Raw genomic sequence first — 16,960 nt, 5'->3', positions numbered from 1 at the left:
AACAAAAAGCGTCTCTTCAGGAGACGCTTTTTGGGGTTTACCTCTTCTCCCTGTGGGAGAAGGTTGAGGCAAAGACACCAGGCCGAATAAGTAAAGCGCATCCGGCTCAGCGGCTCAGCGGCTCAGCGGCTCAGCGGCTCAGCGGCTCAGCGGCTCAGGAGAAATACTGCTGCAACAGCGGAGCATTCGCATCCTGATTGGCCGGTGCAGCTGCAATCACCTGCGTGCGGAACGGGATCACCTGCGCACGGCCATCGACCTTCACAATCTGGTAGAACTGCGGCAGGTTGAAGTTAATAAAACTTGAGCCGTAGGTGAAGCGGTCGTGTGAGGACGAGTAGAAGCGGCTGACGTCGCGCACCAGCTCCTCTTTGCTGCCTTCACAGTGGTGATACACTTCGGCGCGGTTGGTTTCATCAAGGATATAGATATTGAAACCGGCATCGTCGCCCGACTCTTCAAAGAAGAACTGAATAATCCCTTCGCTGGCAAAACCATCCACCACCTGCGGCAGTTTGACGTGGTTAGTCTCAACCTGGACCGACAGGCCATGCAGTTTGTTGTGCGAAATGGCACCGTAGAATTCGATAGCGTTTTCCAGCTTCTGCACTGAAACGTTCAGACGTTCAAAGAACAGACCCCAGGTTTGCCCGGAGACGCGCAGCGCTTTAAAGCGACCGGTTTCCTGACGGGTACTGGAGAGACGCAGGTCGATACATTCGGAGACCAGCTGCTGCACGCGGGTACGGATCAGGCCGCGCAGATGCTGGCTGTAGCAGAACACCTCGACGCTGTCCGGTGGCGCCGCATCCTGGTGCATCTTGCCGAGAATGGTTTTCAGCGCTTCGATCATCGCCTGCTCGCCGTTGAAGTGCAGGGTACGCACCTCATTCCACGAGTTGCGGTACAGCAGATCAACGCTGCCCACCAGGCAGTTTTGCTGCTCGCCAAAGCTGAACACGTCCAGCTTACGGAAATCAAAATGCACCACCTGATTGCGGAACGCCGCCGTCGGGTCGTATTCCAGGTTGACGATAATCGCCAGATGGCGAATTTCGCACGGACTGTAGAGCGCTTTTGGCGTCGGCGCAGGCAGACGCAGCGGGAAGTGGTGCGACACATCGGCCACCATTTCCTGCAGTTTAGCGAGATCGACAATCTCGTTGCCTTTAATAAACAGGCGGGTACGTGATGTCAGCAGGCCGTTAAACCAGGCCCAGGCCACCAGCTTATTCAGGTAGCGGTTATATTCCAGCGGCTGATGGCTGATGATCGAGTCCATGCTTGGCGCACGGTTATACAGATACCACCCGGTACGGTTCGCACGTCCCGGCGGCACATAGATAAAGGTCAGGTTCGGTTCAGACAGGTCTGGCGAAATCTGCGGGTTCACCAACGTCACTTTACCCGGCAGCGCTTCAAATGCAGCATACAGTTTACGGGTCAGAACACCGATATCCTGCGGGCTGGCAGAAACGCTGAGGTTATTACGACGGGCAAAGCGGATCAGATTACGGTAGCTCTGCATCATGGCATCGAGCAGTTCATTGTGTGCTTCACGCACCTGGTCGATTTTCCAGTTGGCGCGGTTATCAAGCATCGACAGACGCTCTTCGTCCCATCCCCACTCTTTAACTAACTGGCTAACCACTTCACGACGCCAGCCGACGCATGCCCGTTCACGGCTGAGCTTCTCACAGACTTTGAGATAGAAACATCGACGGACCAGATCCAGACGGGTCGGATCGTCAATGGCTTTCAGATATTCGGTAACGCGCTCAAGCATCATGCAGTAGGCATCAAGACCGAAAGAGACGATCTCGCCATCATGCAGACGCTGTTTAATGTCTTTCGCCAACAGACGCGGCGTCGGGTATTCCCACGAATAGGCTTCAAGCAGCAGAGTTTTCAGCACTGCTTTGTACGGGGAATCGATACTTTTATACAGCTGCCACAGGCTCGCGCCGAAATACTCTTCAGCAGACAGCGAGCTTAAGCCGCCCAGATCCAGCCACTCGTTTGGCGTCAGGACGCCCTGGGCGTAGAGCTTCATGACGTAATCGTCGTAATGCTCTTCTTCGTCGCACGGCACCATACTCCAGAGAATACGTTTCCCGGCCAGGCGTACGGCGGTACGGTAGAACTCATCCAGCAATAAGATGTGCTGTGTCGAGCCGCAGTCTTCACCACCCAGACTGCCGCTTTCGTTATGGCGGAAACGGTTTTCATCAATCAGGAAGAAGCTTACTTCCACACCGAGCGATGCTGCCCAGCTCTCCAGCAGGCTGCATTTACGCTGCAACAGCTGGCGCTCGTCATTATCGAGCCAGGATTGATGGCAGACCCAGATATCCAGATCCGAAGAACAGCTTTGTCCTACTGAAGAGGTGCTGCCCATGGTGTAGACGCCGGTGATAGGCAGTTCCCCTTTTGGGGACTCCTGCGGCGGCATGCCACGGTAGAGCTCCAGCTCTTTAAGGTAGTGTTCTTGGGTTTCATCAGGCGTGAAAAGGCAGATGCCCTTGGGAACGTTACCGTCGAGGTAACCCGGCATCAGTGGGTGGTGATAGTGCAACAATGTCGGCAGAAGACTGTAAACCTGCTGGAAAGCAGGACCCATTGCAGCAAGCGCGCGATCGACACGCAGTTGGTTGATGGCATCCAGTCTCTGTTTCAGAGTCTCAATATAGAGGTACAAGACGTATCGCCTGATGTTCAGAAAGCGCTAATCTTCAACAAGACCGAGGATTACGCGTTCACAGTATTTCGAAAGTAACCGTCACCCTTTTTCGCCCTTATCTTTATGGTCTCGGAGACGAAAAAATGGTCTAAAACGTGATCAATTTAACACCTTGCCGATTGACCGTAAAGAAAGATGCGCTACATACAAGTGTAGCACCCTTCCGTACGTGTAAATTCCTGAATACGGCAGAAGGCAACGTCTATGGCTGCCCTGTCCTGAACCCCTCAACGTCCGTAAACCTGACAGTCCCAAGACAACAATGTTAGGATGGTCAGTAGATGATTAAGACGGTAACAAGCATGTTAGACAATGTTTTAAGAATTGCCACACGCCAAAGCCCCCTCGCGCTATGGCAGGCACATTATGTTAAGCAGCGCCTCGAAGCCTGCCATGCTGACCTGCGTGTTGAGCTGGTGCCAATGGTCACGCGCGGCGATGTCATTCTTGATACCCCGCTGGCGAAAGTGGGCGGTAAAGGCCTGTTCGTGAAAGAACTCGAGCTGGCACTGCTTGAGGGGCGCGCCGATATCGCGGTTCACTCCATGAAAGACGTCCCGGTCGATTTTCCGCAGGGATTGGGCCTGGTGACCATTTGCGAGCGCGAAGATCCGCGCGACGCCTTTGTTTCAAACCGCTATGACTCACTGGATGCCCTGCCACAGGGCAGCATTGTTGGCACGTCAAGTTTACGACGCCAGTGCCAACTGGCCGAGTCCCGGCCGGATCTGGTTATCCGCTCGCTGCGCGGTAACGTCGGCACCCGTCTCGGCAAGCTGGATAACGGTGAGTACGACGCCATCATTCTGGCAGTTGCCGGCCTGAAACGCCTGGATCTGGAATCGCGTATTAAGGTGGCATTATCCCCGGAGCAGTCTCTCCCGGCCGTAGGCCAGGGCGCAGTGGGCATTGAGTGTCGACTCGACGATCAACGCACTCATGCGCTGCTTGCACCGCTCAATCATGATGAGACCGCGACTCGCGTCAAGGCGGAGCGCGCCATGAATACCCGCCTGGAAGGGGGATGTCAGGTGCCGATTGGCAGCTATGCTGAATTAAAAGATGGCGAACTGTGGTTGCGTGCCCTCGTTGGCGCGCCGGACGGTTCGCAAATGGTGCGCGGCGAACGCCGTGGTAACCCCCAGGATGCAGAACAGCTGGGTATTTCGCTGGCAGAAGAGCTGCTGAATAACGGCGCCCGTGAAATTCTCGCGGACGTCTATAATGGAGAACCCCCGGCATGAGTATTCTCGTCACCCGCCCTTCTCCCGCAGGAGATCAGTTAGTGAGCCGTCTGCGCACACTGGGGCAGGTGGCGTGGAGCTTTCCGCTGATTGAGTTTTCCCCGGGTCGGGAGCTTTCCCTGCTCACCAGCCATCTTGCCGCACTGCAGGCCGGTGACATGCTGTTTGCCTTGTCGCAGCATGCGGTGGAGTTTGCCCACGCCCGGCTGCAACAGGAAGGCCAGCGCTGGCCGGATGCGCCAGGCTATTTTGCCATCGGCAGAACCACCGCCCTGGCACTGCATACTGAAAGTGGTAAAGACATTCGCTATCCGCTGGATCGGGAAATCAGCGAAGTGTTGCTACAATTACCTGAATTACAAAACGTTGTGGGGAAGCGCGCCCTGATTTTGCGCGGCAACGGTGGACGAGAACTGCTGGGCGACACGCTGCGTGAACGCGGAGCAGAAGTGACATTTTGTGAATGTTATCAACGTTGTAATAAACACTATGACGGTGCGGAAGAGGCGATGCGCTGGCAATCTCGCGGCGTCACCACCCTGGTGGTGACCAGCGGCGAAATGCTGCAACACCTCTGGTCGCTGATCCCACAATGGTATCGTGAAAACTGGTTACTCCGCTGTCGGCTTCTGGTCGTCAGTGAGCGTCTGGCGAACCTCGCCCGGGAACTGGGCTGGCAAGATATTCGGATCGCTGATAACGCCGACAACGATGCGCTGCTGCGCGCATTACAATAACTCTCATAATGGGAAGCCATAATGACGGAACACGAAAAATCCTCCGCCGTGGTTGAAGAGACCAACGAGACTGTGGACACCACGCCACAGCCAGAAACGACAGAGAAAAAACATGGCAGCAATAAAACCAGTCTGGCGTTAAGCGCGATTGCTATCGCCATTGCGCTGGCCGCAGGTATCGGCCTGTACGGTCTGGTGAAAAAACAAGCCACTAACCAGACCGCCACCAGCGATGCGTTGGTTACTCAGGTTACCGCTCTGCAGCAGGCACAGCAGACGCAGAAAGCCGAGCTGGATGCGGTGATCAAACAGCAGGCAGCCCAACTGGCCGACGCGAACCGTCAGCAGGCTGAACTGACGAAGCAACTGGATGAGATGCAGCAAAAAGTGGCGACCATCTCCGGCACCGATGCCAAAACCTGGCTGCTGGCGCAGGCTGATTTCCTGGTCAAACTGGCTGGACGTAAGCTGTGGAGCGATCAGGACGTCACCACCGCCGCCGCGCTGCTGAAAAGCGCCGACGCCAGCCTGGGCGACATGAACGACCCGAGCCTGATCACTGCCCGTCGCGCCCTTACCGAAGATATCGCCAGCCTGGCGACCGTCTCGCAGGTGGATTACGACGGCATCATTCTGAAAGTGAACCAGCTGTCGAACCAGATCGACAACCTGCGTCTGGCAGACAATAACGACGACGACTCCCCGATGGATTCCGACAGCGGCGAACTCTCCAGCTCGCTGAGCGAGTGGCGCATCAACCTGCAAAAAAGCTGGCAGAACTTTATGGACAGCTTTATCACCGTCCGCCGCCGCGATGAGACTGCCGTGCCGCTGTTAGCCCCGAATCAGGACGTCTATCTGCGTGAAAACCTGCGTTCACGTCTGCTGGTGGCCGCCCAGGCGGTTCCTCGCCATCAGGAAGAAACCTATAAGCAGGCGCTGGATAACGTCTCAACCTGGGTGCGCGCGTACTATGATACCGACGATGCCACCACCACGGCCTTCCTCGAAGATGTGGACAAGCTGAGCCAACAGAACATCACCATGAACGTCCCGGATAAGCTGGCGAGCCAGCCGATTCTGGAGAAGCTGATGCAGACGCGCGTGCGCAACCTGCTGGCACAGCCTGGCGTGGCCGCAGAGCAAGAAGCCCCCGCTTCCGCTCCGGCTCCTGACAGCGCGCCGCAAGGAGAGTAATTATGTTAAAAGTCTTATTACTCTTCGCACTGTTGATCGCCGGGATCGTGCTCGGTCCTATGCTGGCTGGTCATCAGGGTTACGTGCTGATCCAGACCGATAACTACAATATCGAAACCAGCGTGACCGGACTGGTGATCATTCTGATCCTGGCGATGGTGGCGTTTCTGGCGATCGAATGGATCCTGCGCCGCATCTTCCGTACCGGGGCGCATACCCGTAGCTGGTTCGTTGGCCGTAAGCGCCGCCGCGCCCGCAAGCAGACCGAACAGGCGCTGCTCAAACTGGCCGAAGGCGACTATCAGCAGGTTGAGAAGCTGATGTCGAAGAACGCCGATCACGCGGAACAGCCGGTGGTCAACTACCTGCTGGCTGCCGAAGCCGCCCAGCAGCGCGGCGACGAGGTGCGGGCCAATCAGCATCTGGAGCGCGCCTCCGAACTGGCCGAAAACGACCCGATCCCGGTGGAGATCACCCGGGTGCGCCTGCAGCTGGCGCGTAACGAAAATCATGCCGCCCGACACGGCGTCGATCGTCTGCTGGAGATCGCCCCGCGTCATCCAGAGGTACTGCGTCTGGCAGAGCAGGCTTATATCCGCACCGGCGCCTGGGGTTCGCTGCTGGACATCATCCCGTCGATGGCAAAAGCCGACGTGGGTGACGATGAACAGCGCGACAATCTGCAACGTCAGGCCTGGATCGGTCTTATGGACCAGGCGCGTGCCGATCAGGGCAGCGATGGCCTGAAGACCTGGTGGAAAAATCAGAGCCGCAAAACGCGCCAGCAGGTGCCGCTGCAGGTGGCAATGGCGGAGCACCTCATCGAGTGTGACGATCACGATACCGCGCAGAGCATTATCGTTGATGGCCTGAAGCGTCAGTATGACGATCGGCTGGTGATGGTGATCCCGCGTCTGAAAACCAATAACCCGGAGCAGATCGAGAAAATGCTTCGCCAGCAGATCAAAACCGTGGGCGATCGACCGTTGCTGTGGAGCACCCTTGGTCAGTCGCTGGCAAAACATGGCGAATGGAAAGAGGCTAGCCTCGCCTTCCGCGCGGCGTTAAAACAGCGCCCGGATGCTTTCGACTACGCCTGGCTGGCGGATACGCTGGACAAGCTGCATTTGCCAGAGGAAGCCGCCGCGATGCGTCGCGATGGCCTACTGCTGACGTTGCAGAACAATCCCCCGCAGCAATAATTTTACAGGAGGCCTGACGGCCTCCTTTTTTATTTGCTACATTCTTTGCATCATCTTCATGAGACCGCCTTCACCAATGTAACGACCTCCTTTCATTAAACATTTTTCCTGCACACGCCTTTGCGGCGTGGACTCAACTGTTTTTGAAAGGATCGTTTCATGAACACGCTTTTATCTGCGCTTTTTCGCGCGCTCCGCAGCCATCGCTGGCTGCGTCTGCTGGCCTGCGCTTTTCTGTTTACCTCTGTGGGGAATGGCTTAACCCAGGTGATGGTCTTTGGCCTGCTGCTGGACTGGCATGCCCCTGCCTCGTTACTGACTCTGGCATACCTGTTTGCCACGCTACCCGGATTTCTGGGCAGCCTCGTCGGGGAGAAGCTCTGTATGCGCTTTTCGCCCATCCGCCTGCTGATCCTCACCGAGTGGCTGGGTCTGCTCGCCCTGCTGTTTCCTCTGCTTGGCATTCAGTTTCACAGCATGGTGGCGCTGCTGGCGGTGCAGTCCACCGAGGCCTTCCTGGCTGGCATGAGCTGGCCCGCGTTGACTCTGCTATTCCGGCAAGGATTGTCGGAATCCGAGCTGCCTGCAGCAACATGCCTGGAGACGGTGATTTTTGCTTCGCAGGTGCTGCTGGGGACCGGGCTGGGTATGGTGCTGTTCCATCATCTGCCTGCCCTGGCACTGTTGGGGATTGATGCGCTCACGTTTAATGGCTCTCTGGTGATGCTGATCCTCGCTGGCAACGCCTTGCCCTCCCTGGCGCCAGAGCAGGCAGCGGAAACCGACAGACCAATGGCGGTGCGCTGGCAGGCGCTGGCCCCGCGGCAAAAACGCAGCCTGTTATTACTCCCCGTTCTGGCGGCCGTCGGTTCGCCCGCTATGGCGCTGCTGCCTGCCCTGGCGCAGCACATCGAACCGGATGATGCCGCCGGGCTGGCCCTGCCACTGCTCTTTGCCCGCAGCATGGGACAGCTGTGCGGCCCGCTGCTGCTGAACAGAGAGAGTCTGTCCCGCTACGCCGGGCAAAATCGCCTACTGCTGACCTGCCTTGGCCTCTTTCTCCTCGCCTACGGAACAATCCCGCTGTTATCGGTGACGCTGGCGCTGGCGCTGGTGTTCATCGCCCATCTGGCCTCGAACATCGTTTTTGCGGCAGGCACATTTAGCTTGCTGAGCAGTTTTCAGGCCAGCCAGGTCTCCTCTGCCAGCGGCAAAGCATGGCGATGGCAAACCGCCAGCGCATCACTCTTTACTTGCATCACGGCGCTGGTCGCTGACGTGCTGGGGCCGCTACAGGCGCTGTATGGCGTTTCGGGCTGTGCGCTGCTGATGGTGGTGGGGATCCTGACGCGCTACGGCAAATGAGGCATAAAAAAACGCCTGCTAAAAAGCAGGCGTTAAACAGGTCTGTTCGACAACTTGTGGTGCTTCACTCAACGTTGTGCCCATGGTGTTTGATGAGGCCGAAGCGACATCTGTCAGTGGACGATAAGCACCGTAAATGGCTCTGCATCATTCCGGGGTTTATGAGGCCCTAAAGCGAACATAAGAGATGGAATGAGCATCTACACGTATATTATTGCATGCAACATGCCAAAGTTGCACAGGGAAGTTGTCCGGTCTCCAACTTTTTAAGATAAAAGGAAATTATGGCATTCGGGCAGGCATTGGGCGGCAAAATGCCTCAGGATGGGGGGCAAAGTGTCTCCTGAGAACGACATTGCGGCAATTAAAGAGATATATCTTTATTTTTCAGGTGGTTAAGTGTCACTTATTCGCGACAGGCTGGAGTGTGGCTGTCGGCAATAAGCAACAGCAGCAGCAACAGCAACAGCAACAGCAACAGCAACAGCAACAGCAACAGCAACAGCAACAGCAGCAGCAACAGCAACAGCAGCAGCAACAGCAACAGCAACAGCAACAGCAACAAGGACAGTAGCAGGTACAGAAACAAGGCCAGAAGCAGAAGCAGAAGCAGAAGCAGAAGCAGAAGCAGAAGCAGAAGCAGAAATAGGAGCAGAATCAGGAATAGCAGAAAACAAAAAACCCCGCCGAAGCGGGGTTCAAAATTGGTCGGCGAGAGAGGATTCGAACCTCCGACCCACTGGTCCCAAACCAGTTGCGCTACCAAGCTGCGCTACTCGCCGTTGTACTGCTTTTTGAATTTTTAGTTCAATTCATTAAAAGTCGTGGTGCGAGGGGGGGGACTCGAACCCCCACATCCTAAGGACACTAACACCTGAAGCTAGCGCGTCTACCAATTCCGCCACCTTCGCAATTCACAACTCTTTAAATAATGGGGTGGCTAATGGGATTCGAACCCACGACAACTGGAATCACAATCCAGGGCTCTACCAACTGAGCTATAGCCACCACGACTTAATTCTTTACTTCCACGCGGTTCTGCCTACTTAACAGACCACCGCAGCTCCAGCACCGGGTAAATGGTGCGCCCGACAGGATTCGAACCTGAGACCTCTGCCTCCGGAGGGCAGCGCTCTATCCAGCTGAGCTACGGGCGCTTAGCGCCGTTGCGGGGCTGGATATTACGGAGGTCTCGCTCTGCTGTCTAGTGCTTTTTTAAAATAAATGCGCGTTTGATTACAGTTTGCGCATTTTGCCGCATATTACTGCGTTTTTGTCCTTTCGACGTGCCGACCCAAGCCAAAAAGCTTATATCCCAGGCTCACGGCAGCGATAAATATCATCCCGACATACAGTGACATGCGGGTATCTTCATTGAAGTACATGCCGACCAGGACGCAGATCAGGAATGCCATCGTCAGATAGTTCGTCCACGGGAACAGAATGGAGCGGAACGGATGGCTGGCGATCGCTTTTTTATGTGCCTGACGGAAACGCAGCTGGCTAATCAGGATCACAAACCATGGCACCATACCTGGCAGAACGCTGGCGCTGTACACATAGACAAAGACACGCTGCGGGTTCGGAATGATGTAGTTCAGGCAGGACCCCACCAGCAGAATGGCAATCGAGATAGCCACACCCGCCACTGGCACGCCGGCGCGGGAGACTTTCCCCACCACCGCAGGAAGCTGACGGTTCTTCGCCAGGGCATAAAGCATACGCCCGCAGCTATACATACCGCTGTTACAGCCGGACAGCGCCGCCGTCAGTACCACAAAGTTGATGATGCCTGCCGCCGCGGTAATACCGATTTTGGCAAAGGTCAGCACAAACGGGCTGCCGGTGGTGCCAATCTCATTCCACGGGAAGATGGTGACAATGACAAAAATCGCGCCCACGTAGAAAATCAGAATACGCCACAGCACTTTGCCAACCGCGCTACGCAGGGTCACCTGCGGGTTTTTGGCTTCGCCTGCGGTGATACCGATAAGCTCCACACCCTGATAGGACGCTACCACGATACACAGCGCCGTAAGGAAGCCCTTCCAGCCGCCAGCAAAGAACCCGCCGTGTTCGGTCAGGTTACTAAAGCCAATCGCCTGCCCACCGTTGCCCAGGCCAAAGAAGATGACCCCTACCCCGATAACGATCATCACGATGATGGTGGTGACTTTAATCATCGCGAACCAGAATTCGATTTCGCCGTACAGACGCACAGCCGCGAGGTTAGCCAGCGCCACCAGCCCCACGGCGATCAGGGCGGGTATCCATTGCGCCATCTCCGGGAACCAGAACTGCACGTAGACCCCGATAGCGGTGATCTCCGATATCCCTACCGCCATCCACATAAACCAGTACGACCAGGCCGTGAGATAGCCAAAGAATGGACTCATATAGCGGTGCGCGTAGACGGCGAATGAACCGGCAACCGGTTCAAGGAACAGCATTTCACCCATTGAGCGCATGATAAAGAAGACGAACAGTCCGGCAACAATATACGCCAGCAGGACCGACGGCCCTGCCCATTTCAGGGTACTGGCAGACCCCATAAACAGGCCCACACCAATCGTCCCGCCCAGGGCGATAAGTTCTATATGACGAGCTTCCAGCCCACGCTGAAGCTCCGGTTTTTTCTCTGCCATAAATCCTCGGTTGTGCTTGCGACTCTCCCGGCCTGAGCCGGTTATTGTTATAGGTACAGATGTGCTATCACGGGCTGTGCGTTATGGACCGTTTATGTTAACGGTTGATGCAAAAACAGCCTGGTACGGTAATGAGGGGAGGAATGGTTTCTTAAATTTTGTGAAATGGCAAACGATGCGTTAAAAAAATGAATGTATTGCACAGAAAAGCAGCAGATTTGCTGGCAGGTTGCAGCGCGAACAACAGATCGCGCTGCAAATAAGCTCTTAAAGCCGACCGGAATGGTGCCAGGCGAGATAACGCAGCAGACGCAACTGGCGGCGGATGCGGCTGGGCTGTGATAACAAGCGGTACAGCCACTCCAGGCCGAGGTTCTGCCAGGCCTTTGGCGCCCGCTTCACATGGCCGGTGAAGACGTCATAGGTGCCGCCAACGCCCATATAGAGCGCGTCCGGGTATACCTGACGGCAGTCGCGCATCAGGATCTCCTGGCGCGGGGAACCCATCGCCACGGTGACAATCTTCGCCCCGCTGTCACGAATACGGGCAAACAGTGCCTGCTGCTCATCTACGTTGAAATAACCGTTCTGGCTACCGACGATATTCACCTGCCATTGGGCACGTAGCTTCTGCTCGGTTTGCGCCAGAATCTCCGGTTTGCCGCCGATAAGGAAGACCGGCGTACCGTCTGCCCCCGCCCGCGCCATCAGCGCTTCCCAGAGGTCGGCTCCTGCCACACGGGAGACGTTCGCATCCGGGTATTTCTTGCGTACCGAACGCACCACGCTGATCCCATCAGCATATTTAAATTCTGCCGCCTCAATCAGTTCCCGGACCTGAGCGTTATCCTCAATGGTAAGCATTTTTTCTGCATTGATGGCCACCAGCGTGCCGGTTCTTATCTCGTTTCCCGCGCAGAGATAGTCCAGGGCATGTTGCATATCACGCCAGCCGATCAGCTTCAGGCCCCGCAGGTCATACTGCGGCGCAGAGGTATTGTCAGTCATTATTATCCTTACTCAGACTCGCGAAAGCGTCCTGCCGCTTGCCGGTTCACGCTTGCGCACTAACCCGGCGGTGTCGAACAACCAGTACAGCAGCTTCGCCATCAGCAGACAGGCGCCAAAAACCATCATGAAAAAGACCACGCGCGAGACGAATGAATCCAGCCCCTCTCGCGCCAGCACGATCATATTGAAAATGGCACCGAAACAGAAACTATGCAAAATCGCTGCCTTATAGCGATTGGTCTCCTGATTGCCCAGCGTATAGAGCCAGTCGAACCATTTGATAATCAGCCCAACGGCGATCGCCCCCGGCAGGATGAACCAGCCGCCGCCCATCACCACCAGCGAGCCGATCAGCGTCGGTGAAATCGCCAGCCCGGAGTGGTTGTTCAGCACCTCCCAGGTAAAGTAGTTGGCGGTGTTCAGGACCACGCCCGGCCTGTCCGGCCATAGCCAGGTGGGGATAAAGACATAAAAATCGCGCACGATGGGCGCCAGCCCCTGGAAGTCGATTTTGTCGTAGTTTTGCAGCAGCAGAGCGAGGTTTTCCCACGGCGAGAAAGTGTCGCGGGTAAGGTACAGGAAGGTGTAAAACGCCTCATCGCCGCTGACGTCCATGCCATAGCGCTTCAGCGCCAGCCAGAACATACCCACAATCCCCATCACGCCCGCAGCAGCCAGCATCCATAATGAGATCCAGCCGCGAATGATGCCGATAAACAGGAAGATGGCGAAGGCAATGATGATGTTCGCGCGCGTACCGCCGACAATCATGTAGGTCAGCAGGCCAAAGGCCACGGTACTGACGAGGAAAAACAGCCACGCCCGTGCGTCCTGGCGCAGGAAATAGATGACCAGCATCGCCGGAATGAAGAAGTAGAAGAAGCGCTTAAGCGCCACCCCGGAGACTTCACTGGAGAAGATCTGGCTGTAGGAGTGCAGCTTAAACAGCAAAAAGCCGTTATGCATGAAGAAGATACCGACGGTGACAAGCGCAATCCCCATCAACATCACCCAGGTCAGGTGGGTCTCAACCCGGTTCATGGTAAATAGCGGCCGTCGCTCAACGTCAGGGCGGGCGGGCCTTAGCCGCGTCTTATAGGCGACGTAGTACACCCCATAGAAGCAGGTGGCCGACAGCAGCGCCTGCATCAGGATCTCCGGCGGCACAACGGCCACATCGAAGCGGAACACCAGCATGCTGGTGAGCGGGAAGCCAAAGTAAAAGGTAAGCAGAAATAGCAGCGAGAAGAAGACGTTGAAGTTAAAGCGCACCCGCCGGAACTCGAACCAGGTCAGGGTGGCGATAAACAGCGCGCTCAGAAGCCAGATGACCAACAGTCCGCTAAATTGCAACTGGCTCATGCTTTCTCCCCTGAGGCGATCCGCAGCGCCTGGTGCCACGGCGTGAGGTAGTTCGGGCTGAAGAAGTCGATGGCGTTTTTGTCCACCTGCGTCAGCTGTCGCTGTGCTTCACGCACGACCTCTTCATTAAGATCATCAGTGGTGAACAGCACCGGAATGTGCTGCTCCGCCATATCCTGCCAGAACGGGTTGTCGCGATTAAGCACACAGGGCACGCCCGCCTGGATCAGCAGACACAGCGTACCAATCCCCTGCTGGCGCGCGAAGATGAAGTAGCCCAGATCGCACTGGCGCAGCAAGGCGAGGTAGTCGTCAAAGGCCAGCTTATCGCTGAGGATCTGCAGGTTATCCGGGCTGAACAGCGCCAGCCCGCTCTGACGGACTTCATCAATATACGCCGCGTTATTAGCAGGATAGCCCATGGGCACAATCACGTTAACCGTATCGCCAAATTGCTGATGCACCGCCTTCAGGGCCGCAATATGCTCATTACTGCGATCCCCGGAGTTACCGACCAGAATCGTCAGCTTGCCCTCGCGTTTCACGTCCCTGGCTAAACCGTTCAGCGCGGGGTCCATGCGGGTAGGAAAATAGAGCAACTCCCCGCGAACATTCGGATGACGTTGGGCGAAATAGTTCAGATCGCCGCGGGTGGCAAAAATACACCCTACGCGCCCCTGAGCCATGCGGCGCAGCGGGTAGAACAGACGGAACTTCCAGCCCTGGGACACTTCATACAGGTCGGCACCCCAGATATGCCAGTTGAACTGCGCAGGCTTAATGCTCCCACTCAGCAGCGCCAGCCACAGGCCGGTATTGAACTGCCCGTGGAAAAAGAAACGCTGCTGGCGGTTCGCTTTTGCTCTGGCGATCACCGCTTTGGCAAGCGAAGCTTTGTCCGGCCAGAAGGTGAGGTTCAGTGCCGGGCAGGCGGCGCTCAGGCCGGTATCGTTACCCACCACCATAAATTCGCGCGCCAGGGCGCTGCCGGGTGCCAGCTCATCATTAAAGAACCGCAGTACGGTCTGGTTATGGTGTGGGATATCCGATCCCAGGACGTGAATCAGTGCAGTCATGCGCGTTTATGCCAAAGTAAAAAGACGCCGCAACAGGCAGCAAAATAGACAATGTAGGTAGCCATATAGGCCTGGGCCGCCCCCAATGCGCCGTGCGTCGGGATAAGCCAGTGCGAGAACGCCGTCAGCAACGTGAACTGGCTGATTTCCGCGAGAATATAGAGCCGCAGCGACGCTTTGGCGATCACCAGATAACCAAAGACGTAAGCGCCTACTTTCAGTACATCGCCCACCAGCTGCCAGGCGAACAGATCGCGCATCGCGGTAAATTTGTCCGAGAACAGCAGCCAGATGGCGACATCACGCAGCAGCCAGACGGTAAAGCTGGCCGCCGCCACCGCCGGTAAAACGAAGCGCAGGGAACGGAGGATTTCGCGGGTGATCTCCTGTCGGGCGGTGAGCCTTGAGAGCGTTGGCAACAGGTAGACGCTAAAGGAGGCGGTAATAAACTGCAGGTAGGCGTCCGAGATGCTGCTGACCCCTTGCCAAATCCCCACCTCATCCCAGCTGTAGTGTGCTGCCAGCAGGTTTCGCATCATCACATAAGCCACCGGCAGGGTGACGGAGGTGATCAGCGCCATCAGGGTGAATTTGCCCAGTTGTCCCGCGAGGAGCGTGTCCCATTTCGGCTTGAGGTAGTGCAGCGGAATCGTGCCTCTGCGCATCAGCATTCCCGCCGCCGGGATCACCACCAGCGCAGGCACCAGCGCCAGCCCCAGCAGTGCGCCTTCATAGCCGCCGAGACGGTAGCAGGCGTAATAGGCAATCACCCCAATCACGCTGCCGACGATCAGCGCCAGCGCATTGCCAGCGGCATCGCGAAAGCCCTTCATCAGCGCCAGCAGCAGGTTTGCCCAGGCGATACCCATCTGCACCAATGCGACCAGCCGCACCAGGCCCTGATAGCCGGTGTGACCAAACAGCCCCTGACTGATGGGGGCGGCGGCCAGTAAAAAGATAATCGCCAGCAGGGTGGAAAAGCCCAGCACCATCGCGGATGAGGTTCCGACCACCGTGCGTAATTGCGCTTTATCATCATGATATTGCGCGACATATTTGGTGACGCCGTTGAAGATGCCCGCCCCGGCCAGCACGCCCAGCACGGTGACGAGCTGACGGAAGTTACCCGCCTGCCCGACGCCCGCCGGACCAAATGAGACGGCCAGTAGTTTGACGACCAGCAGTCCCGCGCCGATCTTGACGAGTGTGGACGCGGCGGTCCACACCGATGCTTTCGCCAGAGACATATCAGCCGAAATAACTCAGAAGGGTATTAATGACCGTGCGCTGGTTGACCGCAGCGAGGTTGTAGAACAGCGGTAAGCGGAGTAACCGCTCACTTTCTTTAGTGGTGAAACGGTCTTCGCCAACGAACTGGCCAAAGGCTTCCCCTGCCGGGCTGGAGTGCAGCGGAATGTAGTGGAACACCGCCAGGATCTCAGCCTCTTTCAGGTACGCGATAAGCTCGCCGCGATCGTCGTTATCCCGCAGCTTGATGTAGAACATATGCGCGTTATGCACGCACTCTGCCGGGATGGTCGGCAGCTCGATACGACCTTTGCGCGCCAACGGGGCCAACGCATCGTAATAGGTCTGCCACAGGGCCAGACGCTGCTGGTTAATGCGATCTGCCGCTTCCAGTTGCGCCCACAGGTACGCCGCCTGTAGATCCGCCATCAGGTAGCTGGAGCCGATATCACGCCAGGTGTATTTATCCACCTGCCCGCGGAAGAACTGGCTACGGTTGGTGCCTTTCTCGCGGATGATCTCCGCGCGCTCCACCAGGGCGCGATCGTTAATCAGGGTCGCGCCGCCTTCACCGCCTGCGGTGTAGTTTTTGGTTTCGTGGAAGCTAAAGCAGCCAATATGACCAATAGTGCCCAGGGCGCGGCCTTTATAGGTAGACATCACCCCCTGCGCGGCATCTTCCACCACATACAGGTTGTGTTTTTTGGCGATCGCCATGATGGTGTCCATCTCGCACGCTACACCGGCATAGTGTACCGGCACAATGGCGCGAGTTTTATCGGTGATGGCCGCTTCAATCAGCGTCTCGTCGATGTTCATGGTATCCGGGCGGATATCCACAAAGACGATTTTCGCCCCGCGCAGCACGAAGGCGTTAGCGGTCGAGACGAAGGTGTAGCTTGGCATAATCACTTCATCGCCAGGACCGATATCCAGCAGCAGGGCTGCCATCTCCAGTGAGGCGGTGCAGGACGGCGTCAGCAGGACCTTCGCGCTTTGAAAACGCTGCTCCATCCACTGCTGGCAGCGGCGCGTATAGCCGCCATCGCCACAGAGTTTGCCGCTGCCCATCGCAGACTGCATGTAATCAAGTTCGGTGCCCACCACAGGAGGCGCATTAAATGGGATCATCT

Annotated in this window: 13 protein-coding genes and 4 tRNA genes; 6 read left to right on the top strand and 11 right to left on the bottom strand. The window is 56.7% G+C overall.

Annotated features, from left to right (window positions below; translation table 11 throughout):
- Positions 1-154: 154 nt before the first annotated feature.
- Entirely contained in the window at positions 155-2,698 is a 2,544-nt protein-coding gene (gene cyaA, locus ABIE02_RS21785) for a class I adenylate cyclase (RefSeq protein WP_032615146.1), read from the bottom strand.
- A 344-nt stretch (positions 2,699-3,042) separates the two neighbouring features.
- On the opposite strand from cyaA, the gene hemC reads away from it, so the two are divergent.
- The 6 genes from hemC (at position 3,043) to ABIE02_RS21755 (ending at position 9,059) form a co-directional block, all read left to right on the top strand.
- Positions 3,043-3,984 carry a hydroxymethylbilane synthase gene (hemC, locus tag ABIE02_RS21780; RefSeq protein ID WP_059306983.1) on the top strand — a complete coding sequence of 314 codons (942 nt, stop codon included), beginning with the start codon at positions 3,043-3,045 and terminating at the stop codon, positions 3,982-3,984.
- Positions 3,981-4,721: a uroporphyrinogen-III synthase gene (gene hemD / locus ABIE02_RS21775; RefSeq protein WP_117386886.1), complete on the top strand. Its 741-nt coding sequence runs from the start codon at positions 3,981-3,983 to the stop codon at positions 4,719-4,721. The genes hemC and hemD overlap by 4 nt, the downstream gene beginning before the upstream one ends.
- A gap of 21 nt (positions 4,722-4,742) precedes the next feature.
- A complete protein-coding gene (gene hemX / locus ABIE02_RS21770; protein WP_032615152.1) occupies positions 4,743-5,918 on the top strand; it encodes a uroporphyrinogen-III C-methyltransferase in 1,176 nt (391 codons plus the stop codon).
- A gap of 2 nt (positions 5,919-5,920) precedes the next feature.
- Positions 5,921-7,120 (top strand): protoheme IX biogenesis protein HemY, encoded by a 1,200-nt coding sequence (gene hemY, locus ABIE02_RS21765; protein ID WP_032615154.1) that lies wholly within the window; start codon positions 5,921-5,923, stop codon positions 7,118-7,120.
- Positions 7,121-7,279: 159 nt separating this feature from the next.
- On the top strand, positions 7,280-8,485 hold the full coding sequence (locus tag ABIE02_RS21760; protein WP_117386884.1) for an MFS transporter: 1,206 nt from the start codon (positions 7,280-7,282) through the stop codon (positions 8,483-8,485).
- Positions 8,486-8,912: 427 nt separating this feature from the next.
- Positions 8,913-9,059 (top strand): hypothetical protein, encoded by a 147-nt coding sequence (locus tag ABIE02_RS21755; protein ID WP_429211438.1) that lies wholly within the window; start codon positions 8,913-8,915, stop codon positions 9,057-9,059.
- Positions 9,060-9,190: 131 nt separating this feature from the next.
- On the opposite strand, the gene ABIE02_RS21750 is transcribed toward ABIE02_RS21755, so the two are convergent.
- From ABIE02_RS21750 to rffA, 10 genes are all read right to left on the bottom strand, one after another.
- A tRNA-Pro gene (locus ABIE02_RS21750) sits at positions 9,191-9,267 on the bottom strand.
- 43 nt (positions 9,268-9,310) lie between these two features.
- Positions 9,311-9,396 (bottom strand) — tRNA-Leu (locus ABIE02_RS21745).
- 21 nt (positions 9,397-9,417) lie between these two features.
- Positions 9,418-9,493, bottom strand: a tRNA-His gene (locus ABIE02_RS21740).
- 72 nt (positions 9,494-9,565) lie between these two features.
- A tRNA-Arg gene (locus ABIE02_RS21735) sits at positions 9,566-9,642 on the bottom strand.
- 105 nt (positions 9,643-9,747) lie between these two features.
- Positions 9,748-11,130: a bifunctional threonine/serine APC transporter ThrP gene (thrP, locus tag ABIE02_RS21730; protein WP_032615159.1), complete on the bottom strand. Its 1,383-nt coding sequence runs from the start codon at positions 11,128-11,130 to the stop codon at positions 9,748-9,750.
- 267 nt (positions 11,131-11,397) lie between these two features.
- Positions 11,398-12,138: a lipopolysaccharide N-acetylmannosaminouronosyltransferase gene (gene wecG, locus ABIE02_RS21725; RefSeq protein WP_336995237.1), complete on the bottom strand. Its 741-nt coding sequence runs from the start codon at positions 12,136-12,138 to the stop codon at positions 11,398-11,400.
- Between the two features lie 12 nt (positions 12,139-12,150).
- On the bottom strand, positions 12,151-13,503 hold the full coding sequence (gene wzyE, locus ABIE02_RS21720; protein ID WP_130588091.1) for an ECA oligosaccharide polymerase: 1,353 nt from the start codon (positions 13,501-13,503) through the stop codon (positions 12,151-12,153).
- Positions 13,500-14,579 carry a TDP-N-acetylfucosamine:lipid II N-acetylfucosaminyltransferase gene (locus tag ABIE02_RS21715; RefSeq protein ID WP_336995236.1) on the bottom strand — a complete coding sequence of 360 codons (1,080 nt, stop codon included), beginning with the start codon at positions 14,577-14,579 and terminating at the stop codon, positions 13,500-13,502. The genes wzyE and ABIE02_RS21715 overlap by 4 nt, the downstream gene beginning before the upstream one ends.
- Entirely contained in the window at positions 14,576-15,826 is a 1,251-nt protein-coding gene (gene wzxE, locus ABIE02_RS21710) for a lipid III flippase WzxE (protein WP_032615169.1), read from the bottom strand. Before wzxE ends, ABIE02_RS21715 begins: the two co-directional genes overlap by 4 nt.
- A gap of 1 nt (position 15,827) precedes the next feature.
- Positions 15,828-16,958 carry a dTDP-4-amino-4,6-dideoxygalactose transaminase gene (gene rffA, locus ABIE02_RS21705; protein ID WP_032615171.1) on the bottom strand — a complete coding sequence of 377 codons (1,131 nt, stop codon included), beginning with the start codon at positions 16,956-16,958 and terminating at the stop codon, positions 15,828-15,830.
- Between the last annotated feature and the right edge of the window lie 2 nt (positions 16,959-16,960).

This window comes from Leclercia sp. 1548 (genome assembly GCF_050435045.1).
GTDB lineage: Bacteria > Pseudomonadota > Gammaproteobacteria > Enterobacterales > Enterobacteriaceae > Enterobacter > Enterobacter adecarboxylatus.
This window is presented reverse-complemented; position numbering and strand designations above follow the sequence as displayed.